We start from the raw sequence: 24,277 nt of genomic DNA on the forward strand, positions 1-24,277 counted from the left end.
AGCCTGCAGAAATGCAGGCTTTTGCATGGTTTTTACTGTGGCGTTTGCTATAATGAGTAAGCTTTTTGAGCAGATGGGAAAGGACGCTTGGAATGGGCATTGTTGACGTCAGAAATCTGACATTTTCCTATGATCAGGAAACGAATGCAGTAGAAGAGGTGTCTTTTTCCGTGGAAAAAGGGACTTATACGACGATTGTCGGTCATAATGGCTCTGGCAAATCCACGGTGGCAAAGCTGATTACGGGCCTGCTGGAGAGAAAGAGCGGAGATATTCAGATCGAAGGGATGGAGCTGGATGAAGAACATCTGAGAGCCATCCGTTCGAAGATCGGCATTGTCTTCCAGAATCCGGATAATCAGTTCATCGGTTCTACGGTCAGGGATGATATAGCCTTCGGACTGGAGAATCATTGTGTTCCGCAGGAACAGATGGATGATCTGATCAATACGTATGCGGCAAAGGTCGGGATGACGGACTATCTGGGCAGCGAGCCGACGCATCTCAGCGGGGGTCAGAAGCAGCGGGTGGCGATTGCCGGCGTGCTGGCGATGCATCCGGATATTCTGATCTTTGATGAAGCGACTTCAATGCTGGATCCGCAGGGAAAAGCAGAAATTAAGAAAGTGATCATGGAACTGCATAAGGAATCAGGACTGACGATTCTTTCCATTACTCATGATATTGATGAGGTGGTGAGCAGTGATTATGTTATTGCCATGCATGAAGGACATGTGGCGATGACCGGGACACCGGAAGAGATTTTCCGTCAGGAAAAGAAGCTGGAGGAGATTCAACTGGATCTTCCGTTCAGTGTCAAGCTGATTCGGGAACTGAAGAAAGATGGCGTCAAGGTAGGCAGAACGCTGACGATGGAAGGACTGGTGGACGAACTGTGCCGATTGCATTCGAACATGTAAGTCATATCTACAGCGACGGAACGCCTTACCGGTATGTTGCGCTCACGGATGTGAACCTGGATATCACGATGGGAAAGATGACTGCGATCATCGGCCAGACGGGTTCCGGCAAGAGCACACTCGTGCAGCATCTCAATGCGCTTTTACTGCCGAGTGCAGGAACGGTGAGGGTTCTGGATCGTACGATTGAAGCAGGAACAGAGCCGAAGGGTCTCAAGAGTCTTCGCGGGGATGTCGGTCTGGTATTCCAGTTTCCGGAGTATCAGCTGTTTGAAGAGACCGTGCTCAAGGACGTGGCGTTCGGGCCGCGCAATTTCGGCGTGTCTCTGGAAGATGCGGAGAAGAAGGCAAGGATGGCTCTGAAGCTGGTCGGCCTGGATGAAAGCTTTGAGCAGCGGTCGCCGCTGGAGCTTTCGGGTGGTCAGAAGCGCCGGGTTGCGATTGCAGGAATTCTTGCGATGGAGCCGAAGGTGCTGGTGCTGGATGAGCCGACGGCTGGTCTTGACCCGAAGGGAACCATCTCCATGATGAAGCTGTTCAAGCGGCTGAATCAGGAGAAGGGCATTACGGTTCTGACTGTTACACATGATATGGAGCAGGTATTCCGCTATTTTGATGAAGTGATCGTCATGGCAAACGGGGCCCCGCGGATTCATACGTCGGTGAAGGAGTTCTTCCGGGATAGCAGAACGTGTGAAGAGATGGATATTCTTCCGCCTGCGCTGATCCGCATGCGGGACATGCTCAGAGCACAGGGATTTGAGATTCCGGATTCTGCCGATACGCTGGAGGCACTTGCGGCTTGCGTTGCAAAGCAGGTGAAGCATCATGGGTAATATCACATTAGGAAGATACATGCCTCTGGATTCGCCGATCCATAAGATGGATCCGCGGGCGAAGATCGGTGCGATGCTGCTGATGCTGGCGGCGATTTTCTTTCCGGCGGGATGGCTGGGCTATCTGATCATCTTCGTGACGGTCAGTGCGGTAATCCTGATCGGCAAGCTGAGTTTCAGCTATATTCTGAAGTCCATGAAGCCAATGATGTTCATGATGATCTTTCTGCTGATCATCAACTGCCTGGCCGTGCGGACGGGAGATGTTGCGTTTACGCTGTTCGGGTTTTCGGTGTATATGGATGCGATCACGCAGACGCTGTATATTGTGGTGCGCTTATTGCTGATGATCATGATCACGACGTGTCTGACAGCGACGACGAAGCCGCTTGATATGACCTTGGGAATTGAAGATCTTCTGAAGCCGTTTCAGAGGTTCGGAGTTCCTTCGCATGAGATTGCGATGCTGATCAGTATTGCGCTGCGGTTTATTCCGGATCTGATTGATGAAACCAGCCGGATCATGAAGGCCCAGGAAAGCCGCGGGGTTGATATGAAGGAAGGAAAGCTGAAAGAGAGGATCATGGCGATTCTTTCGCTGATTGTTCCGCTGTTTGTCAGTGCCTTCCAGAGAGCTGAAGATCTGGCAAATGCCATGGAGGCCAGAGGCTATGCTCCTGGTGAGCCGCGTACGCGCTACAAGGTTCTGAAGATGCAGCGCAATGACTGGATTCTGCTCTTCGGTTCGGCGGCAGTGCTTGGCCTGATGATCTGGCTTTCGTATTTTGCATGATCCGCTATAAGTGCACGGTTGAATACTGCGGCGCGAAGTACTGCGGCTGGCAGTCTCAGCGTCATGGGGATTCAGTTCAGGAACAGATTGAGTCTGCTCTCGAACTGATTATCGGAGTGCATACGCCGATTCTTGCGGCTGGCAGAACAGACGCAAAGGTAAATGCCTGGGGTCAGGTATTTCAGTTTGATACTGACCGCGATATGAGTGAACGGAAATGGCAGGGGGCTATCAATGGATTCCTGCCGGGAGATATTCATATCAGGAAGGTCGAGAAAGTATCTCATCTATTTCATGCCCGCTATTGCGTGCGGGATAAGCGCTATGACTACCGAATCAACCTGGGCGAATACAATGTATTCCGCAAGGATGCGGCTTATCAGTGCCCGTATCCGGTCAATGTGGGGGCGATGAAGCAGGGAGCGCAGTATCTGATCGGAACCCATGATTTCACGTCTTTCAATTCCAATTCTCTGAAAGAGACGCCGGATCAGGTACGGACAATAGAGTCCATCTCGTTCTCCATGGAAGGAGAAGAACTGGTGATTTCGTATCGGGGCCGCGGATTTCTGCGCTATATGGTACGGATGATGACGGCAGCGCTGCTGGAATGCGGAAGAGGCAGAATGAAGCCAGAGCAGATTCAGATCCTTCTGGAGGCACGCTCCAAGACCGTTGCCCGCCGTAATGCCAAGCCGGAAGGACTGACCCTTATGGAAGTGAATTACTTCGAGGTGATTGCGGAGACGAATCAGTCCGTAGTCCGGGAGTTCCTTCCGGAAGATGGAGATCAGATGGTTCCTGGTGCCTATGCATTTGCGGGTCGGCATGAGGAAAGGCTTTACGGAGAATTCCGCATCCTGGAGGAAGAAGCAGTTCTCGAAACGGATGCAGAACATGCTGAGGAAGCAGAACAGCTGGTTCCTCAGCTGGAGATATCTGCAGGAAAGCCCTGCAGGCTGGTGATTCATGATCAGAAGAGTTCCGAAAGTCAATCTTGAGAGCAATGCCTCAAGAAATGCCAAGATGGCAGGTTATGTTCGGAAGGAATATATCGATTCCGATGGAAAAGGACGGATTCTGATCCGGATTCCGGAGGATTATGAGGTCCTGGATCCGCTGACGATGGGCGGGCAGAAAGAACTGAATCAGGAGATCTTCGACTGCATCGACCGGAAGTCTGACCTGATTCCTTCTGTGGTGAAGCTGCGCATTGAGTTCCATGGCAGAGCATGTTCTGAGGAAGAACAGGAAGAAATCCGGAATCTGGTCCGCGAACATTATCAGGTTGAGCAGTTTGAGCTTCAGTGGGACCTGGATGCGAACCTGATTCGGTTCTGGAAGATGATTCTGATCGGATCTTTGTTTCTGGGACTGTATTTCTTCCTTGAACTTACCGAATATGAATTCTTCACGGAACTTGTTTCCGTGATCGGTTCATTTTCTCTCTGGACCGCTGCAGAGCTGTGGATGATCGATCGCAGAGACCTGAAGAAGCAGATGATCTGGATCGAACAGGCAAAGTCTGCTGAGCTGATTTTCGCGGAAGATCAGGCATCGTAAGACGAGTCTGACTCCTCTTACGGGAAGTGAAGGTACGCCGCTGAAAATATGCGGATTTCATGGGCGAAAAACTGCATTTGGAATTGACTTTGACACTGGTATTTAATAGAATGTGATACGGCATCTGCCAAAATGAATACAAGTCCCCGGTAAAGACATGTATCTATTGGAGGAAATTGATTATGATGCGTCAGACTACGATGATCAAGCCAAGTGAAGTCAAGCGTACCTGGTATGTTGTGGATGCGACTGACTGCACACTGGGCCGTCTTGCAACCCAGGTAGCAACTGTTTTAAGAGGCAAGAACAAGCCGACTTACACACCGAACGTTGACTGCGGTGACTACGTAATTGTTGTCAATGCAGACAAGGTTAAGATTACCGGTGATCAGGATGCGAAGAAGTTCTACTATTCTCATTCCATGTATCCGGGAGGACTGCGTGTGAGATCCACAAAGGTAATGCGTGAGCAGTATACCGTTGAGTGGGTTGAGAAGGCTATCAAAGGCATGCTCCCGCACAACAAGCTGGGAGATGTCATGCGCGGACATCTGTTCGTCTATGAAGGACCGGAACATCCGCATGCAGCTCAGAAGCCTGTGGAGCTGAAGATCACAAAGTAAGGAAAGGGTAAGGACAAATGGCTACGAAAAAGAAGAACACAGTAACTTACGAAGGAACTGGACGTCGTAAGAAGTCTACGGCCCGTGTCTTTATGACTCCTGGCACAGGCACAATCACAGTCAACGGCAAGTCTCTTGAAGAATATCTGCCGCAGGCTACTCTCCGTATGATTGTCAACAGCCCGCTGGTTCTCACTGAGACTCAGGGACAGTTCGACATCAAGATCAACGTTCTGGGCGGCGGCTATGCTGGCCAGGCTGGAGCAATGCGCCACGGTATTGCTCGTGCTCTGTGCGAAGCTAGCGCTGATTATCGTCCGGTCCTCAAGAAGGCTGGATTCCTGACACGTGATGCTCGTGAGAAGGAGAGAAAGAAGTACGGTCTCAAAGGAGCTCGTCGCGCTCCGCAGTACAGCAAGCGTTAATCAGAACGTTTGGAAACTCGCATATTTTGCGGGTTTTTTCATTATTTGAATGTCTAAAATGCGGTATGTAATATACGCGCAATATACACACAATACACAAATTTTCAAAAGAATAGCTGCGCGAAGCCAAATATTGAAAAGTGGCTCTGCATATACACTGTAGCTGCAACAACCTGAAATGAGTAATAAAAGCAGCACAAGGTATCCATTACAATGAGGTTTGCATAGACAACATTGAAAGGATAACCATGTGCTGCAATAAACATCTTACATTAGTAGAGAGAGAAATGATTCTGAAGTATCGTGCCATAGTCTGTTCTATTACTGAAATCGCGCAGCGTCTGGGCAGAAATAAGGCAACTGTTTCAAGGGAACTGCAGCGTAACAGTATCAATGGCGAATATATTCCCGCAGTGGCAGAGGAAATATATCAGGAACACCGTATGAAATGCAGGCGGCATAAAATTCTGGAGAACCCCGAAACCTTCGAATATGTAAAAGACAAGTTTCTCAACCATCAATGGTCGCCTGAAGAAATACAGGGCAGATTAAAGCTGGAACACGCTTCGATGCAAATCAGCTATGTCACAATTAACCGTGCAATCTATTCAGGAGTGTTCAATGAACCAGGTCTATCTCACGGAAACAGAGGAGCCGTCCGCAAACTAAGGCATCGGCGCATGGACGCACATCGATCTTGGCATTGTCCGCTATCACTTCGAACTCGAATCGCATCATTCTGCAGCCTGAGACTGCAGGATTTTTTAGGCCCCGATCCTCATTCGATTTCCGTTTCTCTGCCCGCCTCGGCAATGACCGTGGCAAACGTCAGCTGTGGCATGCACTTAAGCAGATCCTGATGAATCCGCTCCAGCGCCGCAAGACGCAGATCAACACTTGTATTCGCATTGCCCGCAATCACAAACAGAACATTCTGCGTATCATCATCGATCTTATAGAACGTTGAATCACGGGTGCCGAGCCAGGTAATGATTCCCTGATCATCGCGATAGACATAATCCGTCCCAGCCACATGTTTCGTATTGCCGCCGATGGAAGTAAAACTGTCTTCCTGACCGCAGATCATGAAGCGCAGCGTACCCGTAATCTTATCCACATCATGACCGCCGATCGCAACACCGGAAATCAGCGTCTCCAGATTATAAATATCGACGACTGTATTAATATGCGGCAGGCTTCCTCTGCGTTTGATGCTGGCAATAAAGTCCGGCACCGTCGGCGGATTTTTTTTGATACTGCGGTTGCAGGAGGTTACAAGATTCTCGTACCCCTGCGTAATCGGATCGTTAAGAATCCAGTCCTTCTTCCCATCGAGCACTTCCTGCTCAACATTCTTGATCTTCGCTTCCACTTCCGGATCGAGCGGCGCCTTCACCTGTACATTTCCCGCTTTGGCAACAACAACCTTTTCGATGCCATGGCCGACCAGGTTTTCATCCACAAAAATCTTCATCATCATGCTCCGCTCAAAGATGCAGCTCTTCCACCGCTTTCTTAAACGTTTCCAGGTCGACCGACGTTCGCCCGCTGACAATCTTCGGACTGCCGCCGCCGGAACAGTTCAGGACCGGCTTCAGGATCTCAAGGATCTCTCTTGCCCTGCCTTCCCGGGAAACAATCGCAAAGTCAATCATGTCATTGGCCGCATAAAGAATTTTCGTATCTGTGCAGACACGCATCAAAGCCTGAGAGAGCGGACGCAGACGATCGCTGTCCCCGCCGGTGAGCTCAATGACCTTCTCCGGCTTCTCGGCATAGTCTTTTGCCTCATGTTCCATCAGCGAACGGGTCAGATCATTGATCTGCTTCTTATACTCTTTGTTCGCTGCCGTTACGGCCGCCGCCTTCTCTTCCAGATCTTCGTTACTTGTTGAAAGCATCTGGGCAAGGCGATTCAGCTGCTTATAATACTGAACCAGCCGCCAGCGCGTCACATTGCCCGCCGTAAAGTAAACTCTTACAGTTGATTTGGAACGGTGTTCCCAGTCAAGCAGAACAAAGGAGCCAATCTCACCGGTATGATTCAGATGCGGCGTACCGCACGGCTGTTCATCGAGCCCTTCAATTTCCACAATCCGCACAGTTTCAAACTTACGATATTCCGGATCCGGATAATCCGATCCCTTCACATAATGGAAATGGACCGGCGCATCTTTGCGGATGGCTTCGTTGATATAGTCTTGCAGTTCCTGCCAGTCCCGGGGCGAAATCTCAGCCACATCGAGATCATAGTATTCATTGTCTTCACAGCAGCCTGTCGAAGTAATCAGCATTCCCTTTCTGCGGTAATAACTGTCAAGAATATGCAGAGCCGTCTGCGGAACTGTATGGGCATAGCGCAGTTCAAAATCAACCTTCATGACAATCGGATCCTGCAGAGGGGCTCCCTCCACATGATGCCAGAGCGTTTCACCTTCCCATTTCAGGCCGTCCACCTTCTGCCCGTTGATCGTACCGGAATCGGATGGCATTCCGCCTTTATCACCATAAAATACAGTATCGTTGAATGCATACCAGTCATCCTTCACATCACGGATGGTCGTTGTACACTCTGTACGCGTATAGTCATCGTAACTTCCTGAATCATCCGGCTGCGCCTTGGGCAGCTGAGATACTTCCTGTCTGCTTTCCTCTGCTTTGTTTTGCTGTGGAACCTCTTCGCGCAGAACAACCTCGGGATGGTCCCGGTCGACAATCGCTCGAGCCATCACTTGAGCGCCAAGGTACTTCGGCAGCAGCTCTGCCAGCTCGTTCAGAGCCTTCTGCAGATCTTCAAGCCGGTCCTCTTCCACGCATTCCATGGCGACAAACTCATTGGTTGTATCATCGTTCACCTGCGTTCGCTGACCGTCTCGCCAGTTCCAGCAGCGGCAGACGACACCTGCATCATCCCGATAGGCGACTTCCCCTTTCAGCGGCGGTTCCGGGACCGCTTCGCCAATCGGCAAAAAATCTTCCGTCCCGTCCATAACACCGAGATGGAGATCACCGGCAAAAGCATCCATATTCTCGACGCCGATCGGGAAGGCATATTTCAGTGAAACCGCATTGGTCAGATCGACCGACGGCACAATCGAGCCGACCGGGTTACCGTGCAGAACACGTTTTAACAGATTTTCCAGCGCGCATCTTGCGCCTTTTTTCGTCGGAAACTTCTGATATGCCTGCCGCCATACCTGAACAACCGGATTGTCTGAAATTGTCTCATTGGGGACATACTTCACAGCCTCTTTGTTGGCTTTGTCCAGCAGGGCAGCGATTTCCTTCATTTCTTCGTCACTGAGGCGGGCCGTTTCATCGACATCTTTCAGAGAAAGTACGGCAATACGGGCATCGGGAAAAATCTTCCAGAAGGCATCATCAACAATAAATTTCTGCATATCATCGCTCCTTTTTTACTGTGTCTTACTGATTGTGATCTGTTATGGGTGCTGCCGGCTTTGTCTTTCGTTTCTTACGAACATGGACTTCTGTTCCGTCTTCATGCTGGAGGGTGACATTGTCACGAAACTCCGTCGGATTCATGCCCTCAAACTTATAGAAGTTGAGGTTGAATGTTTTCACATTGCTGTAGCCGACCGATACAGCAATATCAATCACCGGGTTTGTTGTTGAAACGAGCAGTTCCGCAGCCTTGTTGATACGGACAAAGTTCAGCAGCGTCTCAAAGTTTTTCTCCGAATAATACAGCAGGGCCCGGTTCATTTCCGCAACAGAGATGCCGTATTTGGAAGCGGTCTGAATCGCTGCCAGATCTTCATCATTATAGTTCTTGTAGATATCATTAGTAATGGAAAACGCAATGTTTCGGGAATCGCGGGAATAGGATGTTTCCACCTTACTGTAAATGCGCCGGTAGCGGATCGGTGTTACCCCGACTTTTGACGTGAAGTGTTTGGACAGATGTGAGGCATCGACAAAGCCCAGAAGCGAGGCAATCTCTTCCAACTGCAGATCCGTATAAATCAGATAATCAGAAGCTTTCTCGATCCGGATCGCATCCAGAAGCTTGGAGTAGCTCGTACCGGTCAGCTCCCTGAGATGCTTCGAAAGGGAAGATTCTGACATATAGAACACATCCGCAACCTTGGCAAGTGTCAGTTTTTCTGAAGAATGTGCATAGATATAGCTCAAAATTGAATCATTTCCCGGAACGGTGCTTTTCTCCGTCTGACCGCTGCCGTTGGACTGGCGGATGAACCGGTAATACAGAATCATCAGTTCAATGATCTTGTCGCTTGTATACAGAAAGCCCAGCGGCTTTTTGGGAATGTGTTCCAGCGTGCTGGCGACGCCAAGCTCGCCTTTCAATTGATCCAGAATATTCTCAACATCCTGTGCCTGCAGACTGTCCAGCTGCAGCACCGGCTGCATATTCAGATATTCCAGCATGTCACTGCCATTATCCGCCAGGCCGATCATATGGCTTAACAGATTTTTGATATAGGTATAATCGTAGACAATCTTGATCAGCTGCAGCGTTGATTCTACGGCTGTAATGTCGGTGATCATCCACGGGCTGATGGCGACAAGGGTATGTTCCTTGATTTCGTACTCCGTACCGTCGATAACCATCGTTCCTTTGCCGTTTTAAAATAAAGGAACCTTGCCGCCTGGTGCATCAGGGCTTTGGCAGGTGCCTCGATTGCTTCATAATCAAAGGAACAAAGCGACGACGGATCAACATCCGAAATCGAGCTGTCCTGCATGGATGCCTGTTTAATCATACGAAAAAATTCTCCTTCTATTTTAACCGATCCAAGGAGAGAAAACAGGCGGCAATTCCGAAGGATGCCGCCTGTCCGTGTTTGAACCACGATGCTCAGCTGAGAATGATCATGCAGACGGCAAGAACAACACCGACCGCAACACCAAGGATGAGAAGAAGCTTTCTCGCCCACTTCAGCCATACATCATACGGAATTCTTGCCAGAGCAAGGCGCCCATGATGAATCCGCAGGTCGGCGTAAAGAGGTTGACGAGACCATTTGCCGCAACGTTGCACATAATGGATGTCTCAACAGACCAGTTCATACCCGCAACGATCGGGGAAACGATCGGCGAAGAAAGTGCCGCCAGACCGGAGGAAGAAGAAACAAGGAAGCTGAGACCGATATGGAGCAGATAGTCCAGGAAGCCAAACAGACCTGCAGGCATACCTGACGTAGCCAGAGCATTGACTGATGCCTCAATGATCCAGGAGCCAAGACCCGTTTCACTCATCAGAACCGTCGCAGCACGTGCCAGAGCGATGACAAGGTTAACAGCAATCATGTCGCCGATACCGGAAATGATCGTGCTGGAAAGCTTAGAACGATCCGGCATGCCAATCAGGCCGATGATAATTCCCATTAATACAAACCAGGTAGCCGCATCATCGAACCACCAATCACCCAGCTGGTTGCCTGTCAGGAAGCTTGTCCATGCCATGGCATTGTAGGCGCCTTCATTCAGCGATCCCCACGGAATGAAGCCAAGGATCATGACAATAAACGTGATTCCGAAGATCCAGAGGCAGCCCTTCTGACGGCCGGTCAGAGCTTCGTCTGTGCTGATTTCTGTAGAGTGGCCGTAAGCTGCTTTGCATGTATTCAGCTGATCTGCAGTCAGAATCGAGCCCTTGGTCGCCATGACATGCTTCACATACTTTGTTACAAACAGAGCGGAGATTAAATATGTGCTAAGCCACAGAATAATACCTTCCACATAGAGGGTGCCCATGTTGACTTCAACGCCGACGGAACGTGCCGCATCAACTGCAGCTCCTGTCGCAAACGGGTTGATTGTCGAACCCAGAGCACCGGAGCCGGCGCCAAGTAGAACTGTCGCTGCACCAACGATCGGATCCATTCCGGCAGCGGTCATTGTCGCTGCAAGAAGGATGTAGAAGCCGACGGTCTCTTCACCCATACCATAGGTGGTACCGCCGATCGAGAACAGGAACATGAGGATCCAGATCAGTCTTGTTTCCTTGCCATGCAGCTTCTTTACCAGCTGATGGATGCCCGTTTCCAGAGCGCCGGTCGCATTGACCAGAGCAAGGAATGCGCCAAGGCAGAATACGAATCCGATGACATCGCCGGCATTATGGAAGCCTGCGATCGGTGCCATTAAAATCTGGCTGAAGGTAGCGACAGTGACAACCCCCGTCTCGCCATCTGCGGTCGTGTAGGTTTTACCTGCGCAGATCCATGTCACAACAGCCACGAACAGAAGGACAAGCAGCAATTTACCAAATGTGCCTAGTCTTCTCTTTTTTGTCTCTTTGCAGGATCTGAAAGGATCAAATAATTTTGGCGGAAAGTTTGACAAGCTGAAATATATTGCCGATACGCATTGGGACGTCCTTGTTATTGATGAATCACATGAGGGTGTAAATACTTTTAAAACGGATACTGCATTTAACTACGTGCATAGAGATCACACGCTTTATCTGTCTGGAACTCCCTTCAAGGCCCTGGCATCAAACGAATTTTCCGAGGATCAGATTTTCAACTGGACTTACACAGATGAGCAGGAAGCCAAAGATAACTGGCATGGTGAGGGACGAAATCCCTATGAAGAAATGCCAAAACTCAACTTGTTTACTTACCGAATGTCGGACATTGCCCGCGATCAGATAGAAAAGGGATTAGATATCAACGGTGAGACAGAAGAATACGCATTTGATCTCAATGAGTTTTTCCGGACGAATGAATCCGGACATTTTGTGCATCTGGATGCAGTAAAGCAGTTCATTAAAGCCTTAACAACGCAAAAGAAATTCCCGTTCTCTACGCCAGAGCTGCGCAATGAGTTGAAGCATACCCTGTGGTTACTGGACCGAGTAGATTCTGCGAAGGAACTTATCAAACTTCTGCGCGAAGATCCTGTGTTTGAAAATTACACGATTATACCGGCAGTAGGCGATGGCAGGGTTGATGAAAACGATGATAATCAGAAATCTTTTGAAAAAGTCATGGAAGCAATCCATGGAAATCCCGAAAAAGGTATTGCGCCTGCTGATCGAACCATCACTGTATCGGTAGGCCAATTGACCACCGGTGTTACAGTGCCTGAGTGGATCGGAGTACTGATTCTAAGCAATATTGAATCATCAGCATTATATATGCAGGCAGCCTTCCGGGCGCAGAATCCGTATCTGGGCATGCAGTATTCAAAGAAAGAATAAAAGCGTGTTTTTCTTCGCAAGGAGAATGCTTATGTGTTTGACTTTGATTCGGCAAGAACTCTTGATATTTATGAGCAGTTTGCGAATGGATTGTACAGCAGTACTGCGTCAGGTAACGGTACCACTTCTGAGCGGAAGGAACACATTCGGAAGCTGCTGAACTTCTTCCCGGTTCTTGGCGAAGATGAAAATGGTGAGATGATCGAGCTGAATGCGGAGCAAGTACTAAGCGTACCGAGGAAGATCCGCTCTCAGGAAGTAGTGAAGCGTGGCTTCATGTCTAATTTCCTGTTCCAGAATATAAGCAATAATTTCGGTGCCCCTAAGGAAGTCATGGATATCATCAATCAGTTCCCTGTAGCCAATGAGCCAAAGAAGAATGAGGAACCTTTGCCAGATAACCCGGGCGAAGGCCTGGATCTAGATGAGTACGGGGAAATAGCCCCAAAGGAATCACTTATTATCGGGACAGCTGCAGATATTTTCGGCGAAAAAAGTACGGAACCAGTGTTAATGAAATTGTCAGTTCTACTCTTGGAAACCCTGGCGAACAGGATGCAGAAGAAACGCATCAGCAGCTCGATCAGATCAAAAAAGCTATTCATGAACAGGTTGTCCAGCCGCTGATTGAAACTGCTCAGCAGCACTTTGGTGACGATATGCACAAGTCCGATCGCAAGAGTCTGAATAGCACAATCACCAATACAGTGGATGCTGAAGTTGAACGCAAATTTACCGATTTCAATGTTCAACAGAGCAATCGGGAGGCAGAGCGAAAGGAAGAGCTCAATAAAAGCGATACTGCGGAAAACAGGATTCCTACTCCGTACTTGATATCTGCCTGTGCAAGCATCATCCGATGTGGCTTGCAGAATCGCTTCACAGCAGCCGTGCTCCGCTGATCTTCGCGATACTTCTTCATCTGCTTCTCTCCGAATCCTGCTGCGTACAGATGACGCTGAAGCGTAGATCTCTTCAGCACGCCTTCCGGAGCTTTTCTTTCTCCCTCCAGGATGGTAATGATCTGACTGACAGATCTTGAAGGCACTTCTTTCTTCAAGATAATCGCTTCCTGCACGAACTAGGAGTAATTCTCCGGAAGACGACGGTCTATTGATCCTTTCCGTGACTTCGGCATCAGACCTGAAAAGCCTTTACTTCGAAAGGCGGATTCATATCTCCGGATTGTCTTCACCGATATGCCGTTATCCTCGGCAATCGTTCTACGGGTCGCTGTTTTCTTGGCAGAGTCCAGGGTCTGGTCCATCAGAGGGGCTATCATCTGGAATCTTCTCAGTGCCTCTGTATTCTGCCAATCTTCGGTTTTCGGGCTGCTCATTGTGCTGCTCCTCCTTGTGAGAAAAGGGTAGCTCAGATTTGGCAGGACATCCTGACAGAACAGGTGTGCTGCCTTTTGACAGCGAAGACCCGAAATTGACGATCGCCCGGCAGATTTCTGAAAGCCATCCGCCGGTGCGTTTCCTGAAGTACTCGAGTAATGAAACGACTCCATTCCGAAGGCCTGATCCGAATGAGTCAAAGTGTGAAGCGATGGAATTCAGGTTTCCATCAATCTGCTGTCTGTTTTCTTCTTCCCATGACTTCCAGCGTCTGAATGTGTGCTCGCATGGGTATTCACCGAAATCAGAATCCTCGAAGTGAATGACATCATCAACTGCCTCTTCGATGATGATGGATTCATATCTCCGGAAAGGAACGCAGAAGTCAGGCAATTCTCTATGAATGCGATTGCAAGAGGGATTTGTGCATTTCAGACGTCTGATGATATAGGTCGTGATTTCACCATCCGTGCCTCTGCTTTGCGCCTTACCGAATCACGCACCAGGAGTTCTGACTGGCATACAGGACAGACGCAGGCTTCATTACTCCTGATTAAAAAGACTCTGACCTTCCGCAGAGATTTCTTCTACATCAAAATCTGATATAATAACCATGGTTTTGATACCAGGGTCCCAGAGTGTTTATCGGCTAGATAAAAGGTCACTCTGGGACCTTTCCTTTCTCAATTAACGCCATTATAAAGAGCAGACCAGGGACAGACAACCAGGGCTGCAAATAGACATCATATTAGAGACGTAACATTCGGAGAAACCGAATACACAGAAGAAGGATACCAGCAATACTGCGACTGGTGGGGTGTGTATGTTCTGCAGACCAACGACGAGGAACCAGCTTCGCAGGTATATGCAGATTACAAAGACCGCTGGTCAATTGAGACATATCATAACTACATCAAAAACGATGCAGACTTCAATGCGCTGAAGATGCAGGATTATGATGTGCAGAAACGTTTCGACTTCATTATCCTGGTAACTGGCCTGATTCATTCCAGCTTGAATGGAGCGGTGTTGTGTCTCTGAATAAAACCAGCATTTCAGCATTTGATATTCTGCTGAAAGCAAGGCACATGCGGATGGTAAAAGACAAGAAGGAGTGGAAGCTTCATAACACAAGAACCAAGGATATTGAACTATTCCAGGCAGTGGGGTTCACACCATCCGAAACCTATGTGCCGCTAATGAGAAAAGCGGAATAAAATCATTGCCATATGCAAAGAAAAGGCAATGATTGCGGTTAACAAGTGGATAGTGAGCCGTTTTTTATCCTAAATGGTTATAAAGTGGAAAATTTTCCGCCAATTTTTGAAAAATTGTAATGAGATACGCAATGATTTTCGGCCTGGGAAAATGGCTGCAGAATGGTCAGGGCAATCCTTTAAGGAAGATCAGAAATAATAAGCTCGACAAGTTACAGCTTGTGGCATACAGATGAATATCTACTGCTGACCGGAAATATCGATATTATTTGATACTGAATCATTGGACACAGGTATGCCTGATCTGAATTATTTCGGCATCACAAATGGCTCCAGCAGACGCATCTGACTGTCTATGAATTCCTCAAGCGAGAGATTCGTATAGGTACTCTGTTTCCCGGTTTCCCGAGCCCAAGAAAGATGGCTCAGCATGATGATCTCAATGTAATCTTTCTTCCAGGCATCACTCATGTCTTTCGACAGAATACCTCTCTGCTGAAGTTCTCCCAGAATGCGGAAAAGAACTTCTTTGAAATGATTGACCGCATTGCTGTTCTCTTCAAAGAACTTCCGATCCAGCCGCTGCAGATCCGATATCGAGAAGAAGAACTGCTCCCGCTGAACGCCTTCGACCATGTTGAGAAGATATCTGCGCAGATCATCCAGAGATTCTGCATTCTCTTCTTCCGGTGTGGTCCGGATTTCTTTTAATAATGCGGTCAGAATATCAATCTTTTTCGGAAAATAATAAGTCAGATTCCCGGGGCTGATTCCAAGCTCATTTGAAATCATCCGCATGGTCACGTTCTCATATCCATGCTTGTTGAATAGATCAAGAGCTGTATTCAGGATGTCCTGGTATCTGTCTGACATAACACTATGATAACACGGCATGTTTTTTCACGATATCGACAATTAGTACAAATGTACTATTATTGCTTACGCAACATCAATTAATAGGAGAACGAAGATGAAAAAGACATTACTTGTTATGCTTGCACTGATCACACTTGCCGGATGCAGCTCTGCGGATACTGCCTCCGGCTCGACTGCTTCTGCTGCGGCATCCACTGCCGCTGCTGCAGCTTCTGAACCAGCTACTGAAGAAACTGCGACTGCTGCTCCTGCCGCTTCTGCTTCTGCAGAGAGCGTAGATGCAGTATCCTCTGCTTCTGTGACCCGTACGGATCTCAGCGGAAGCGATTATGATGCCGCAATCAGTGAACTTGAATCTCTGTCCAATGACCTTGCGACGAAGGCAGATTCTGAAGCAGAAGGCTACACTGCACCGGAATCCACCACGTTTGCGGAAGTCATCAGTGTCAGCCCGGATGGCTATCCTTCCATGTCCACGATTCATGCATGGAAAGTAGATGGCGATACCATTACGGTTGTCATGACGGATGGGCGCACGATTTCCAACCTGATCAATGTCGGCGACCGCGGAACGATTCTGATCCACGGCTCTTCCTACTATGTGCTCCATGTTGAGACTTCAGATGTCAAGACTCTCGAATATAGTGATGATGCCTACAATAACGGAGAATTCAATGTGGACTATTCCGGTGCTGACCGCCAGGCCCCAGAATACACTGTCACCTTCAAGATCAACGAACTGGAATCCACCCAGGTCTACATGTTTGACTGATCATTCTGAAAACATCACTGCCACAAGAAGCTTGCAGAAATGCAGGCTTTTCTGTTCTGAACAATCAATAATCAGTCTCCGGGGAACGCAGAATCTTCTCTCTATGAATTAGATGAGGAGATTGAAATGCATGAGACGTATCTTTGAAGTACTGCTGGCATTATGCATGCTGGTACCTGCAGAAGGGTTCAGGGTGTTTGCCGAAACATCGGAGCCTTCTGAACCTCCTGCCGCAGGAGAAGAAATACCCGCAGAACTTGCGGCAGGAAGTCAGCTGATCTGTGAAGGAAGAGCGGCAACCTTTGATGCTCTGACTCCGGAACGGAAAGGAAAGAAAGAATTCCTTTCCATTCTGAAGTTCGATGGGGAACCGGCTTACTGCATCGAGCCCGAAGTGACGGTGCAGATCCAGGGAGAAAGAGGACCGATTTATCAGTCCGGAGTATGGGATCTTCTGCCGGAAGAGAAAAAGACCCTATGCAAGCGGATTGCCTATTTCGGTTATGGAAATCCGCTGACCGGTTCAGATGCAGAAACGTATGCAGCAACGCAGATGCTGATCTGGAAAGTGCTTGGCTCAGAATCTTATGATGCGATCAACCGATCACTAAGTTTCCGCCGCAGTCCGGATCTTGGGACGAGTGAAGGAACAGAAGGAAGAAAGAATCTGGATGCGATCATGAACCGGATTCTGGATCTTGCGGAGTCTTATGATACGGTTCCTTCCTTTGCGGAGAGCAAGGATGGAATCCGTACCTACGGAATGATCTACGCCATGCCTCTGGAACTGAATGATGACCATGGCATGCTGGCACATTTCTCGGAAGAATCCGAAGAAGCGCATCCTGGTCTTTCGGTGGTTTCCAGGGCAGATCAGCTGTTGCTGAAGATCGAAGATCCATCTTTTCGCAATGCAGTTCTGACCTTCCGGAGAAAACCGGAAGAATGGCAGGCAATGCAGAATGGGATCCTGCTCTATACGAGGCCGGATCATTCACAGCGGCTGTTTGCGGCTGGTTCTGAAAATCCGGTTCCTCGTTTTCAGCTTGCGGTGACGGCAGAAACAGCAGATCTTGAGATCCGCAAGACAGATGAATACGGAAGATCCGGTTCCTGGACTGCCGGAACCGAATTCTGTTTCGGCATGATGAAGGAAGACGGAACCGAAGGAGAAGCCTGGAAGAACCCGGATGGTACCGTGATGATCTGCATGGCAGATCCGGATGGGGTTGTCAGGATCCGCGATCTTCCGGCAGAACATGAGTTCTGGATCGAGGAGCGCTCTGCTTCTGATCGCTTTCAGGTGGCTCGGAAACATGCAATCGCAAAGACCGGTAAGGGCGGAACGACTGCTTCGTATGTATTCGTGAATCAGTTAAGAGACGTAACGCTGGAACTCATCAAGCAGGATGAAGAAGATCCGGAACGGAAACTGAATGAAGCAGAAATCTCGGTTTATGAAATCGGCGATCTGGATCTTTCGGGGCAGGAGATTCCGGAAGGTATCACGGAGAGGATGCCTGCAGATAATCCTTCTCTGACTGCGAGGCAGCTCTTGGAACATAGTGATCAGGGAACATTGAACAGCTTCCGCTTCAATGGCTGGCAGTATGACATCGATCAGGAAACGCCTTCCGAATGGATCGTGGACGCATCCCCGCAGAAACAGAAAGAACATCAGGAACGGATCCTCTCCAGGTATCAGCTTCCCGAAAGGCTTGAAGCAGGAGAAACGTTTGATCTGAAGCGCATCGTGAACATGCATGGGACATTTGACCCGGAAGATGATGAAATAGCTGCGTATCATCTGAGAATCGAACGGGTGAGCGGCAATCTGGTGATGGTATCGGATCTGGATCCATCAGAAGATATACTGGCTGCAGAATCGACGGAACCTTCCTATGCGCATGTTGCAGAGAGTGCTGCAGCATACGGGATTGGTATGGAAGAAGGAAAGCGGGTAACCGTGGATGGAATTTCCTATGTGCTGAAGAATCCTTCTGATCATCAGGTGACGCTCCATCGGGAACGGATCTTTCGGGTTGACCTGGATGATCCTGCTCCCTGCATCAGCGATCTGCCTGATCTCCGTCAGCTTCATACCGGAGATCAGTTCTCGAAGAAGATTCCCGGCTCCGATGAAGTTCAGACATTTGCTGTTGCCTCCATCGGCACCAGGGAAATCACTGTGGAGACTGATGGAAAGAAATATGTTCTGACAAAGCCTCGCTGGATCAGTCAGAGCGATCTTCCTGCGGAGATTGAAGACCGCAATACGTTTGAAGTGAAGGCTGTGCATCCGGCAGAATATGACCTCTATGACAGCAGAGGAAACTCCTACCATGTTTCTGAAAGCGGAACGGTGCTGAAGAAAACAGCTGAGGGGACGCAGGCTGGCCAGGAAACGGATCTTTCTTATGCAGAAGTATCATGCATGCAGGGAGATGAGCTCAGCAAGACCATATCCCGTACGGAAACCATTCCATATACCGGACCTGCATGGGAAGATCTGAATGAAAGCGACTGGGCATACGTGCATGCAGGAACTCTGTCTGAGGAAGAAAAGAAGATTCCTGCCAAAGAGACTCCAGAGCCTTCTGAAGAACCGCAGCCATCTGTTTCTGAGGTGCCGGCGGCGTCAGAAGCTCCTGCTTCTCCGGTTCCCTCAGAATCGAGCGAACCGGAACCATCAGCGGAATTGACAGCAGTTCCGATGCATTGGAACGAGAATCTGAAACCGGCTGCTCTGCATGGAGACAATGATCTTGAAGTGCAGGTGATTTCGGATGGGGTTTCCTATACGGTGCATCTGCATCCATCGGTTCCATCGGATCGTGCCTCCCGCAGAATTGATGAGACCGTCGTATTCCATCTTGATGGAATGCAGAAAGCGGAATATGACATTTCCTGGAACGAAGATCCGTTCCGGATGCCATTCCGGATTGCTCCGGAAGAATCGTGCAGCCTGATCTGGACAGCGCTTCCGCTGCATGCGGAGAAAGGTTCTTTGTTTGAAGATAAAGATGGAAATGCCTGGACCATTCTTTCGATGGATGAGAAGAAGCGGGAAGCAGTAATTCAGGGAAGGAATGGAAGATGGCGGATCGCAAGAAGCGGACAGGAATCCATTCTGCCGCTGCATTACGCTGATCTCAAGCCGGAGAATGCTGCAGAAGGAAATACATTCTCGATTCCCTATCAGAGAATGCTGAAGAGCGGGGATGTCATTGCCAAAGATGAGATTTCCTATCTGGTGGAGGAGACAGCGCCGTTCCGGGTTTCGTATCTCTATGAGAAAGATGCGCCGATGAAGGCAGAGGATCTGATCGGAAAGACCAGCCTTCAGATGAATGGGAAAACGTGGACGATTTCTTCGGAAGAGAATGGAACGAATCTCGAACAGGTGATTTCTGATGATTCGGGACATACTTATCATTGTTTTTCTGAAGTGATTTCTGATCAGAGTCAGACGGCGCGTATTCATGGTGAAGATCCGATCCGCCTGCGTGTGAAGAAACCGGATGCGTATGTCTGGCAGGATCTGGAACATGCATTGCATCAGGAAAAGCAGAAGGGAAATCATCTCTGCCTGGATGATCGGATCTGGGAGATTGCAGATATTTCAGAACAGGAGATTGTCCTCAAAGATAAAGGAGAAACCAGAAGAATCACTTCCGGAAAAGAGGGAGGAGAGGATCTGTATCTCGAGGAAGTGAAGGAGCTGCCCCTGGAACTGGTGACTGGCGATGTCTATGAGCTGAAAGGCCGCTGGATGAAGCTGGTATCTATTTCTTCCAAACATGGAACCGGAAGAATCGCAAGGCTCACGGATCTGGAGAACCACAAGAGCTATACCATCGAGGAAAAGCAGGAAGGAACAGTTCACGAAACAGAACACATGCATGTACGCAGGGCTGGCACAGACTATCTGCTGAAGGAGTTTGGTCCTGCTGATAGGTGGAAACTGGAACAGGCAGATACGAATGTGTATCTGAATGCAGAGAACGAGACGATCCGTTCCGAAGGAACCGGCACAGCGATCCTGGTATCAATGAAGCAGGATGGAACCGTACTCAGCAGAACACGGATTCTGTTCTGCAATGATCAGGAGGAGCAGGATCTGGATGCACTGCCGCTGTTTTCCGGAAAGACGGGACATCAGTATGTGCGGGTTCTGGATTCTTCCCGCCATCAGGCACCGATTCCAAGAGTGGAGCTGGAATTCTTCAGCGATGAGAATCTGAAGAACAAGGCGGGAGAGCGGACGACGGATGTGTACGGGGCAGCTGATCTTTCTGACTTTGCGCCGGGGACTTACTGGTATGTGTCCCTCAAGAATGAGAAGAAATCATTCACGGTACTGCCTGCAGAGCAGATGATAGGCAGATTGCGTATTGAGGGACTCAAGTGGGGCAGAACGTATCTTGCGGTTGAGACTAAGTGTCCGAAGGGATATGAATACGGAAGTATGGATCCGGTCCAGATTCTGAATCTGGAGGTTTCCTCAGAAAAAGATGAACTGCACTCAGTCTGGACGAATCGGCTGAGAAGACTGAGCATCCGGGTCTACAAGGAAGATCAGGATAATCAGCGCACGCTGCTGGATAATGCATGGTTCCATGCGACGGATATCACGTATGCAGATGGGGCAGAGGAAAAGACAGATAGTCTGATTTCGCTTGCCGACCTTCCGCCGGAAACGAAAGCGGGAGATCTGATTCCAGTATGGCCTTCCAGACCGGATGGAAAGCTCCATACCTATCGGATCAGGGATGTGAAGGAAACTGAAGTGATCCTGGAAGAACAGCAGGGAGAGACCTGGGCAGGAACGATTGTGATTCCGAAGCAGGGAGTCAGGGCTTCGGCACCATTTCTGTACAGCGATCTGACAAGACAGGCAGAAGAGCTGAAGACAGGTGCGGTATTCCGGATTGCTGAAAAGCAGCCGCGGTCCATTCTCCGCTTCTACCGGATTCTGTCTGCAGAAACAGAAGCGGCTGAAGATCTGTTCGGCAATGCTTCAAACAGACGCAGAATCGTGCGTGCGACGGCAGCGGATCCAAGAGACAGCGCTGCAATTCCGATCTCGATCGGAAAGTCTTCGGATCAGATAAGCAGAGGCGAGATTGATCTTGGAGAGGCGATCAGCGGAGGTATTGTCATCCGCAGAACGATGAAAAGAGAAACAGTTCCGGTTACGTTTGAGGAGCTGATGAATCGTCCGGAGTTTTTGTCGCTGAAAGAAGGAAGCACCGTCAGAGCGATGATCCGCCATACGGCTCCGCTTCCGTCTTATGAGATTGTCGCAAAGGCAGAGAAGGGAAAGACGTTCCGGTATGGGACTGAAACCTGGCTGGCTGAAGATCCGCAGAATGGGATCTGTTCTCTGCATGGACAGCGGTTCCGTATTGAGAAAGAGACGTCCGGAGCGATGGAATGGAATGCAGAAGAGACATTGACGGTGAAAGAAGTGATCCGGAAGAACGGAGTCATCAGCGGCGTGACGCTTTCTGATCAGTCCGGAAATTCCTGGTATCTGTCTTCTGAGAACAAGAGAACGGATGCTGAAAGCGGAAGGGCTGGAATTGAAGTGACAGTCCATCCGCAGAATGATCCGCAGAAGATTGCCGCCAGAACATATACCGATGCGGATGGAAGTGCTGTATTCACAGGGCTGGCAGAAGGAACGTATGTGGTGGAGGCAGATGGAAAAACAGAACTGCGGAAGGTAGAAAAAGGGATGGTTTCGTTTGCGGATCTCAGATATGGACATCGGATCCGGATCTGCGAGACGCGTTCTCCGCTTGGCTACATGATCGGTGATGCATGTACGGTCATCGTGCCTACTTCCGAGACGAATGAGGATACGGTGGTGAATCATCGTACAAACGCAAAGACGACGACAACAGTCCGCCGGGTTCTGAAGCGAAGAAAGATGGGAACCGAATGAGGAAAAGAACATTGCGCCCCTGGGTGAAGGTAGTGATGGCAGTCGCTGCCGGAATCCTGTCAGGAAATGTGCTGCCGGATGCTGAGGAAACGGTATCGGAAGCGATGAATCTTCCGGTTACCAGAGCAGAGGAATATGTCACTGATGCGGAAGCGGAGGCAGAACCGAAATCGCTGAGGGACTGGCAGAAGATCAATCCGGATGTGAAGTATGTGCTGGAGTTCCGGGATGATGAGGCAGTCCGGACGATTCCGGTTGTGACGGTGAAGGAAGATGCATCGGTGATGAAGCATAACCTGTATGGTGAATATGACACGATGGGAAGTGTGTTCACGGATGCGATGACGTATGAACCGGATAATCTCGTGATCTACGGGCATGCGTCCAAGACGAAGGACTGGAACTTCACGTTTCTGAAGAAGTTTGCGGATCAGAACTACTTTGAACGGCATCCGGAGTTCACGCTGACGGAGGAATCAGGCAAGAAGAACTGTCAGGTTGTCTCGTTCGGAGAGTATGACCTGGATGAAGAGTCTGTGTATCTTGGCTGGGCGGATGCCGGCATGCCGATGGAAGAACAGCGGAAAGAGATGTTCCTGAATACCGTTCCGTATCTGATTCAGAAGCGGGATGGAGTCATGGATGAAGGGCTTGGCATTGTGACGCTGGTGACCTGCAATCTGAACGGAGCAGATGTCCGTTATGTGCTGCAGGCGGCTGTGAGGGACTGATGGGCGAAGAACGTGCATTTACCTGCCTGCAGCAGGAAGAAATCGAGAAAGGGCGGAAAGACGGGCTCAGTGAAGAACAGATCGGCTTGTATGCACGCCATGAGTTCAACTATCTGCAGATGCAGGAGATCCGGCTGGCTCTGGAAGCGGGCAAAGACAGCAAGCTGATTCAGAAGGCTGCGGTCAGCTGGATTCCGGCAAGGGAAATGCACGAGATCTTCGCAGATGAAGAGAATGCGATTCCTGAGATTCCTGAAAAGAAGAAACGGAAGATTCCGTTCAAGATGCTGGCAGCGATCGGGTCTGCTGGTTCGCTTGCGATATTGCTTGGGATGGGGATTCCGGAGAAGAAAGAACTGAAGCTGGAGCTTACGGCAAAAGAAGTGAGAATTCCATGCGGCGAGACATTTCATCCCGAGAAGTATGTGCAGGAAGTTTCAGAAGAAGCAGAGCTGATTCTTCCGGAGGAGATGACGGCAGAACGGCCTGAGAATCGGATGGCGGCATATCAGGCAAAATGGAAGAATCAGGAAGTTCAGCAGATTCTGAGAGTGGTCTTTGAAGACCGGAAACCTCCGGAGATTTCTCTGAAGCTGAAAGAAGTACAGTCGATCCGCGGGGCGCCATTCAGCTGCAGGCTGTGGCTGAATCGGGCTTATGATGCGGTGGATGGAGATCTGACGGATGAAGTTGATTGTTCGGATGAATTGAGTGAAGAGAAGGAACAGGAGGTGATCTATTCCGTCAGCGATCATTCCGGCAATCGTGCAGAAGCAGTACTGAAAGTGAATCTGATTGATCTCGAAGAACCGTCGCCTACGCCTGAACCGACGCCGGTCCCGACAGTGAAAGTGCCAGTGCAGACCCCGACTATGCCTGCTTATGTGCCTCCGGCTTATGAACCCCCGGCAGAAGAGTATTACTACGACGTGGAGACGGTGACGGAAACACATGGATCGGATGGCGGAGAAACGAGTATCTCCTGGGGAGGTTAGGATTGCCTTCAGTGATACAATGAAACCTGCAGACAGAAACTGCG

General features: G+C 49.4%; 25 protein-coding genes. 17 read left to right on the forward strand and 8 right to left on the reverse strand.

The window, feature by feature from the left end:
* The first annotated feature begins 92 nt into the window (after positions 1-92).
* The 8 genes from C7E00_RS04350 to C7E00_RS16740 all read left to right on the forward strand — a co-directional run bounded on the left by C7E00_RS04350 (position 93) and on the right by C7E00_RS16740 (position 6,020).
* A complete protein-coding gene (locus C7E00_RS04350) occupies positions 93-920 on the forward strand; it encodes an energy-coupling factor transporter ATPase (protein ID WP_105303133.1) in 828 nt (275 codons plus the stop codon).
* Positions 896-1,756, forward strand: coding sequence for an energy-coupling factor transporter ATPase (locus C7E00_RS04355; RefSeq protein ID WP_105303134.1), 861 nt, complete (start codon positions 896-898; stop codon positions 1,754-1,756). The genes C7E00_RS04350 and C7E00_RS04355 overlap by 25 nt, the downstream gene beginning before the upstream one ends.
* Entirely contained in the window at positions 1,749-2,549 is an 801-nt protein-coding gene (locus tag C7E00_RS04360) for an energy-coupling factor transporter transmembrane component T family protein (protein WP_105303135.1), read from the forward strand. Before C7E00_RS04355 ends, C7E00_RS04360 begins: the two co-directional genes overlap by 8 nt.
* Entirely contained in the window at positions 2,546-3,550 is a 1,005-nt protein-coding gene (truA, locus tag C7E00_RS04365) for a tRNA pseudouridine(38-40) synthase TruA (RefSeq protein ID WP_105303136.1), read from the forward strand. The genes C7E00_RS04360 and truA overlap by 4 nt, the downstream gene beginning before the upstream one ends.
* The gene (locus tag C7E00_RS04370) at positions 3,519-4,112 is read left to right on the forward strand and encodes a hypothetical protein (protein WP_105303137.1); all 594 of its coding nucleotides are present in this window, start codon (positions 3,519-3,521) and stop codon (positions 4,110-4,112) included. The genes truA and C7E00_RS04370 overlap by 32 nt, the downstream gene beginning before the upstream one ends.
* Positions 4,113-4,297: 185 nt before the next feature.
* Positions 4,298-4,735: a 50S ribosomal protein L13 gene (gene rplM / locus C7E00_RS04375; protein ID WP_105304866.1), complete on the forward strand. Its 438-nt coding sequence runs from the start codon at positions 4,298-4,300 to the stop codon at positions 4,733-4,735.
* A 17-nt stretch (positions 4,736-4,752) separates the two neighbouring features.
* Complete coding sequence (gene rpsI / locus C7E00_RS04380; protein ID WP_105303138.1) at positions 4,753-5,160, forward strand: 30S ribosomal protein S9; 408 nt, start codon at positions 4,753-4,755, stop codon at positions 5,158-5,160.
* A gap of 248 nt (positions 5,161-5,408) precedes the next feature.
* Positions 5,409-6,020, forward strand: a complete 612-nt coding sequence (locus C7E00_RS16740; protein ID WP_105303139.1) for a helix-turn-helix domain-containing protein — start codon at positions 5,409-5,411, stop codon at positions 6,018-6,020.
* Here C7E00_RS16740 and C7E00_RS04390 read toward each other — a convergent pair.
* The 4 genes from C7E00_RS04390 to C7E00_RS04405 all read right to left on the reverse strand — a co-directional run bounded on the left by C7E00_RS04390 (position 5,939) and on the right by C7E00_RS04405 (position 11,379).
* Entirely contained in the window at positions 5,939-6,640 is a 702-nt protein-coding gene (locus C7E00_RS04390) for a B3/B4 domain-containing protein (RefSeq protein ID WP_235897201.1), read from the reverse strand. The genes C7E00_RS16740 and C7E00_RS04390 overlap by 82 nt on opposite strands.
* Before the next feature lie 7 nt (positions 6,641-6,647).
* Positions 6,648-8,561 (reverse strand): phenylalanine--tRNA ligase beta subunit-related protein, encoded by a 1,914-nt coding sequence (locus C7E00_RS04395; RefSeq protein WP_105303140.1) that lies wholly within the window; start codon positions 8,559-8,561, stop codon positions 6,648-6,650.
* 25 nt (positions 8,562-8,586) lie between these two features.
* Positions 8,587-9,756 (reverse strand): helix-turn-helix domain-containing protein, encoded by a 1,170-nt coding sequence (locus C7E00_RS04400; RefSeq protein ID WP_204378559.1) that lies wholly within the window; start codon positions 9,754-9,756, stop codon positions 8,587-8,589.
* 327 nt (positions 9,757-10,083) lie between these two features.
* The gene (locus C7E00_RS04405; protein WP_239928530.1) at positions 10,084-11,379 is read right to left on the reverse strand and encodes a YfcC family protein; all 1,296 of its coding nucleotides are present in this window, start codon (positions 11,377-11,379) and stop codon (positions 10,084-10,086) included.
* A gap of 40 nt (positions 11,380-11,419) precedes the next feature.
* Here C7E00_RS04405 and C7E00_RS15980 point away from each other — a divergent pair, with 40 nt between their 5' ends.
* Together C7E00_RS15980 and C7E00_RS04415 are read left to right on the forward strand one after the other, a co-directional pair.
* Positions 11,420-12,352, forward strand: a complete 933-nt coding sequence (locus tag C7E00_RS15980) for a DEAD/DEAH box helicase (RefSeq protein WP_135358158.1) — start codon at positions 11,420-11,422, stop codon at positions 12,350-12,352.
* A 33-nt stretch (positions 12,353-12,385) separates the two neighbouring features.
* Positions 12,386-12,979, forward strand: a complete 594-nt coding sequence (locus C7E00_RS04415; RefSeq protein ID WP_105303142.1) for a hypothetical protein — start codon at positions 12,386-12,388, stop codon at positions 12,977-12,979.
* 121 nt (positions 12,980-13,100) lie between these two features.
* On the opposite strand, the gene C7E00_RS04420 is transcribed toward C7E00_RS04415, so the two are convergent.
* Genes C7E00_RS04420 through C7E00_RS16745 form a run of 3 tightly spaced genes read right to left on the reverse strand, consistent with a single transcriptional unit; the run spans position 13,101 to position 14,127 of the window.
* Positions 13,101-13,412, reverse strand: coding sequence for a hypothetical protein (locus C7E00_RS04420; RefSeq protein ID WP_135358159.1), 312 nt, complete (start codon positions 13,410-13,412; stop codon positions 13,101-13,103).
* 21 nt (positions 13,413-13,433) lie between these two features.
* Entirely contained in the window at positions 13,434-13,691 is a 258-nt protein-coding gene (locus C7E00_RS16145) for a helix-turn-helix domain-containing protein (RefSeq protein WP_167836461.1), read from the reverse strand.
* A complete protein-coding gene (locus C7E00_RS16745) occupies positions 13,576-14,127 on the reverse strand; it encodes a DUF6431 domain-containing protein (RefSeq protein ID WP_420808620.1) in 552 nt (183 codons plus the stop codon). The genes C7E00_RS16145 and C7E00_RS16745 overlap by 116 nt, the downstream gene beginning before the upstream one ends.
* Here C7E00_RS16745 and C7E00_RS04430 point away from each other — a divergent pair.
* The 3 genes from C7E00_RS04430 to C7E00_RS04440 all read left to right on the forward strand — a co-directional run bounded on the left by C7E00_RS04430 (position 14,011) and on the right by C7E00_RS04440 (position 14,909).
* Complete coding sequence (locus tag C7E00_RS04430) at positions 14,011-14,295, forward strand: hypothetical protein (protein ID WP_135358161.1); 285 nt, start codon at positions 14,011-14,013, stop codon at positions 14,293-14,295. The two genes, C7E00_RS16745 and C7E00_RS04430, sit on opposite strands and share 117 nt — an antisense overlap.
* 216 nt (positions 14,296-14,511) lie before the next feature.
* Entirely contained in the window at positions 14,512-14,733 is a 222-nt protein-coding gene (locus tag C7E00_RS04435; protein ID WP_105303146.1) for a hypothetical protein, read from the forward strand.
* Positions 14,724-14,909 (forward strand): hypothetical protein, encoded by a 186-nt coding sequence (locus C7E00_RS04440; RefSeq protein ID WP_105303147.1) that lies wholly within the window; start codon positions 14,724-14,726, stop codon positions 14,907-14,909. Before C7E00_RS04435 ends, C7E00_RS04440 begins: the two co-directional genes overlap by 10 nt.
* 309 nt (positions 14,910-15,218) lie before the next feature.
* Here C7E00_RS04440 and C7E00_RS04445 read toward each other — a convergent pair whose 3' ends face one another.
* Complete coding sequence (locus tag C7E00_RS04445) at positions 15,219-15,782, reverse strand: TetR/AcrR family transcriptional regulator (RefSeq protein ID WP_167836462.1); 564 nt, start codon at positions 15,780-15,782, stop codon at positions 15,219-15,221.
* 97 nt (positions 15,783-15,879) lie between these two features.
* Here C7E00_RS04445 and C7E00_RS04450 point away from each other — a divergent pair, with 97 nt between their 5' ends.
* The 4 genes from C7E00_RS04450 (at position 15,880) to C7E00_RS04465 (ending at position 24,233) form a co-directional block, all read left to right on the forward strand.
* A complete protein-coding gene (locus C7E00_RS04450) occupies positions 15,880-16,557 on the forward strand; it encodes a membrane lipoprotein lipid attachment site-containing protein (protein WP_135358162.1) in 678 nt (225 codons plus the stop codon).
* A gap of 130 nt (positions 16,558-16,687) precedes the next feature.
* Entirely contained in the window at positions 16,688-22,507 is a 5,820-nt protein-coding gene (locus C7E00_RS04455; protein WP_105303150.1) for a Cys-Gln thioester bond-forming surface protein, read from the forward strand.
* Positions 22,504-23,238, forward strand: coding sequence for a class B sortase (locus tag C7E00_RS04460; protein WP_105303151.1), 735 nt, complete (start codon positions 22,504-22,506; stop codon positions 23,236-23,238). The genes C7E00_RS04455 and C7E00_RS04460 overlap by 4 nt, the downstream gene beginning before the upstream one ends.
* Positions 23,238-24,233: a hypothetical protein gene (locus tag C7E00_RS04465; protein ID WP_105303152.1), complete on the forward strand. Its 996-nt coding sequence runs from the start codon at positions 23,238-23,240 to the stop codon at positions 24,231-24,233. Before C7E00_RS04460 ends, C7E00_RS04465 begins: the two co-directional genes overlap by 1 nt.
* The last annotated feature ends 44 nt before the right edge of the window (positions 24,234-24,277 follow it).

The sequence above is a fragment of the Anaerolactibacter massiliensis genome (assembly GCF_900290205.1).
Classification (GTDB): Bacteria; Bacillota_I; Bacilli_A; order Erysipelotrichales; family Erysipelotrichaceae; genus Bulleidia; species Bulleidia intestinalis.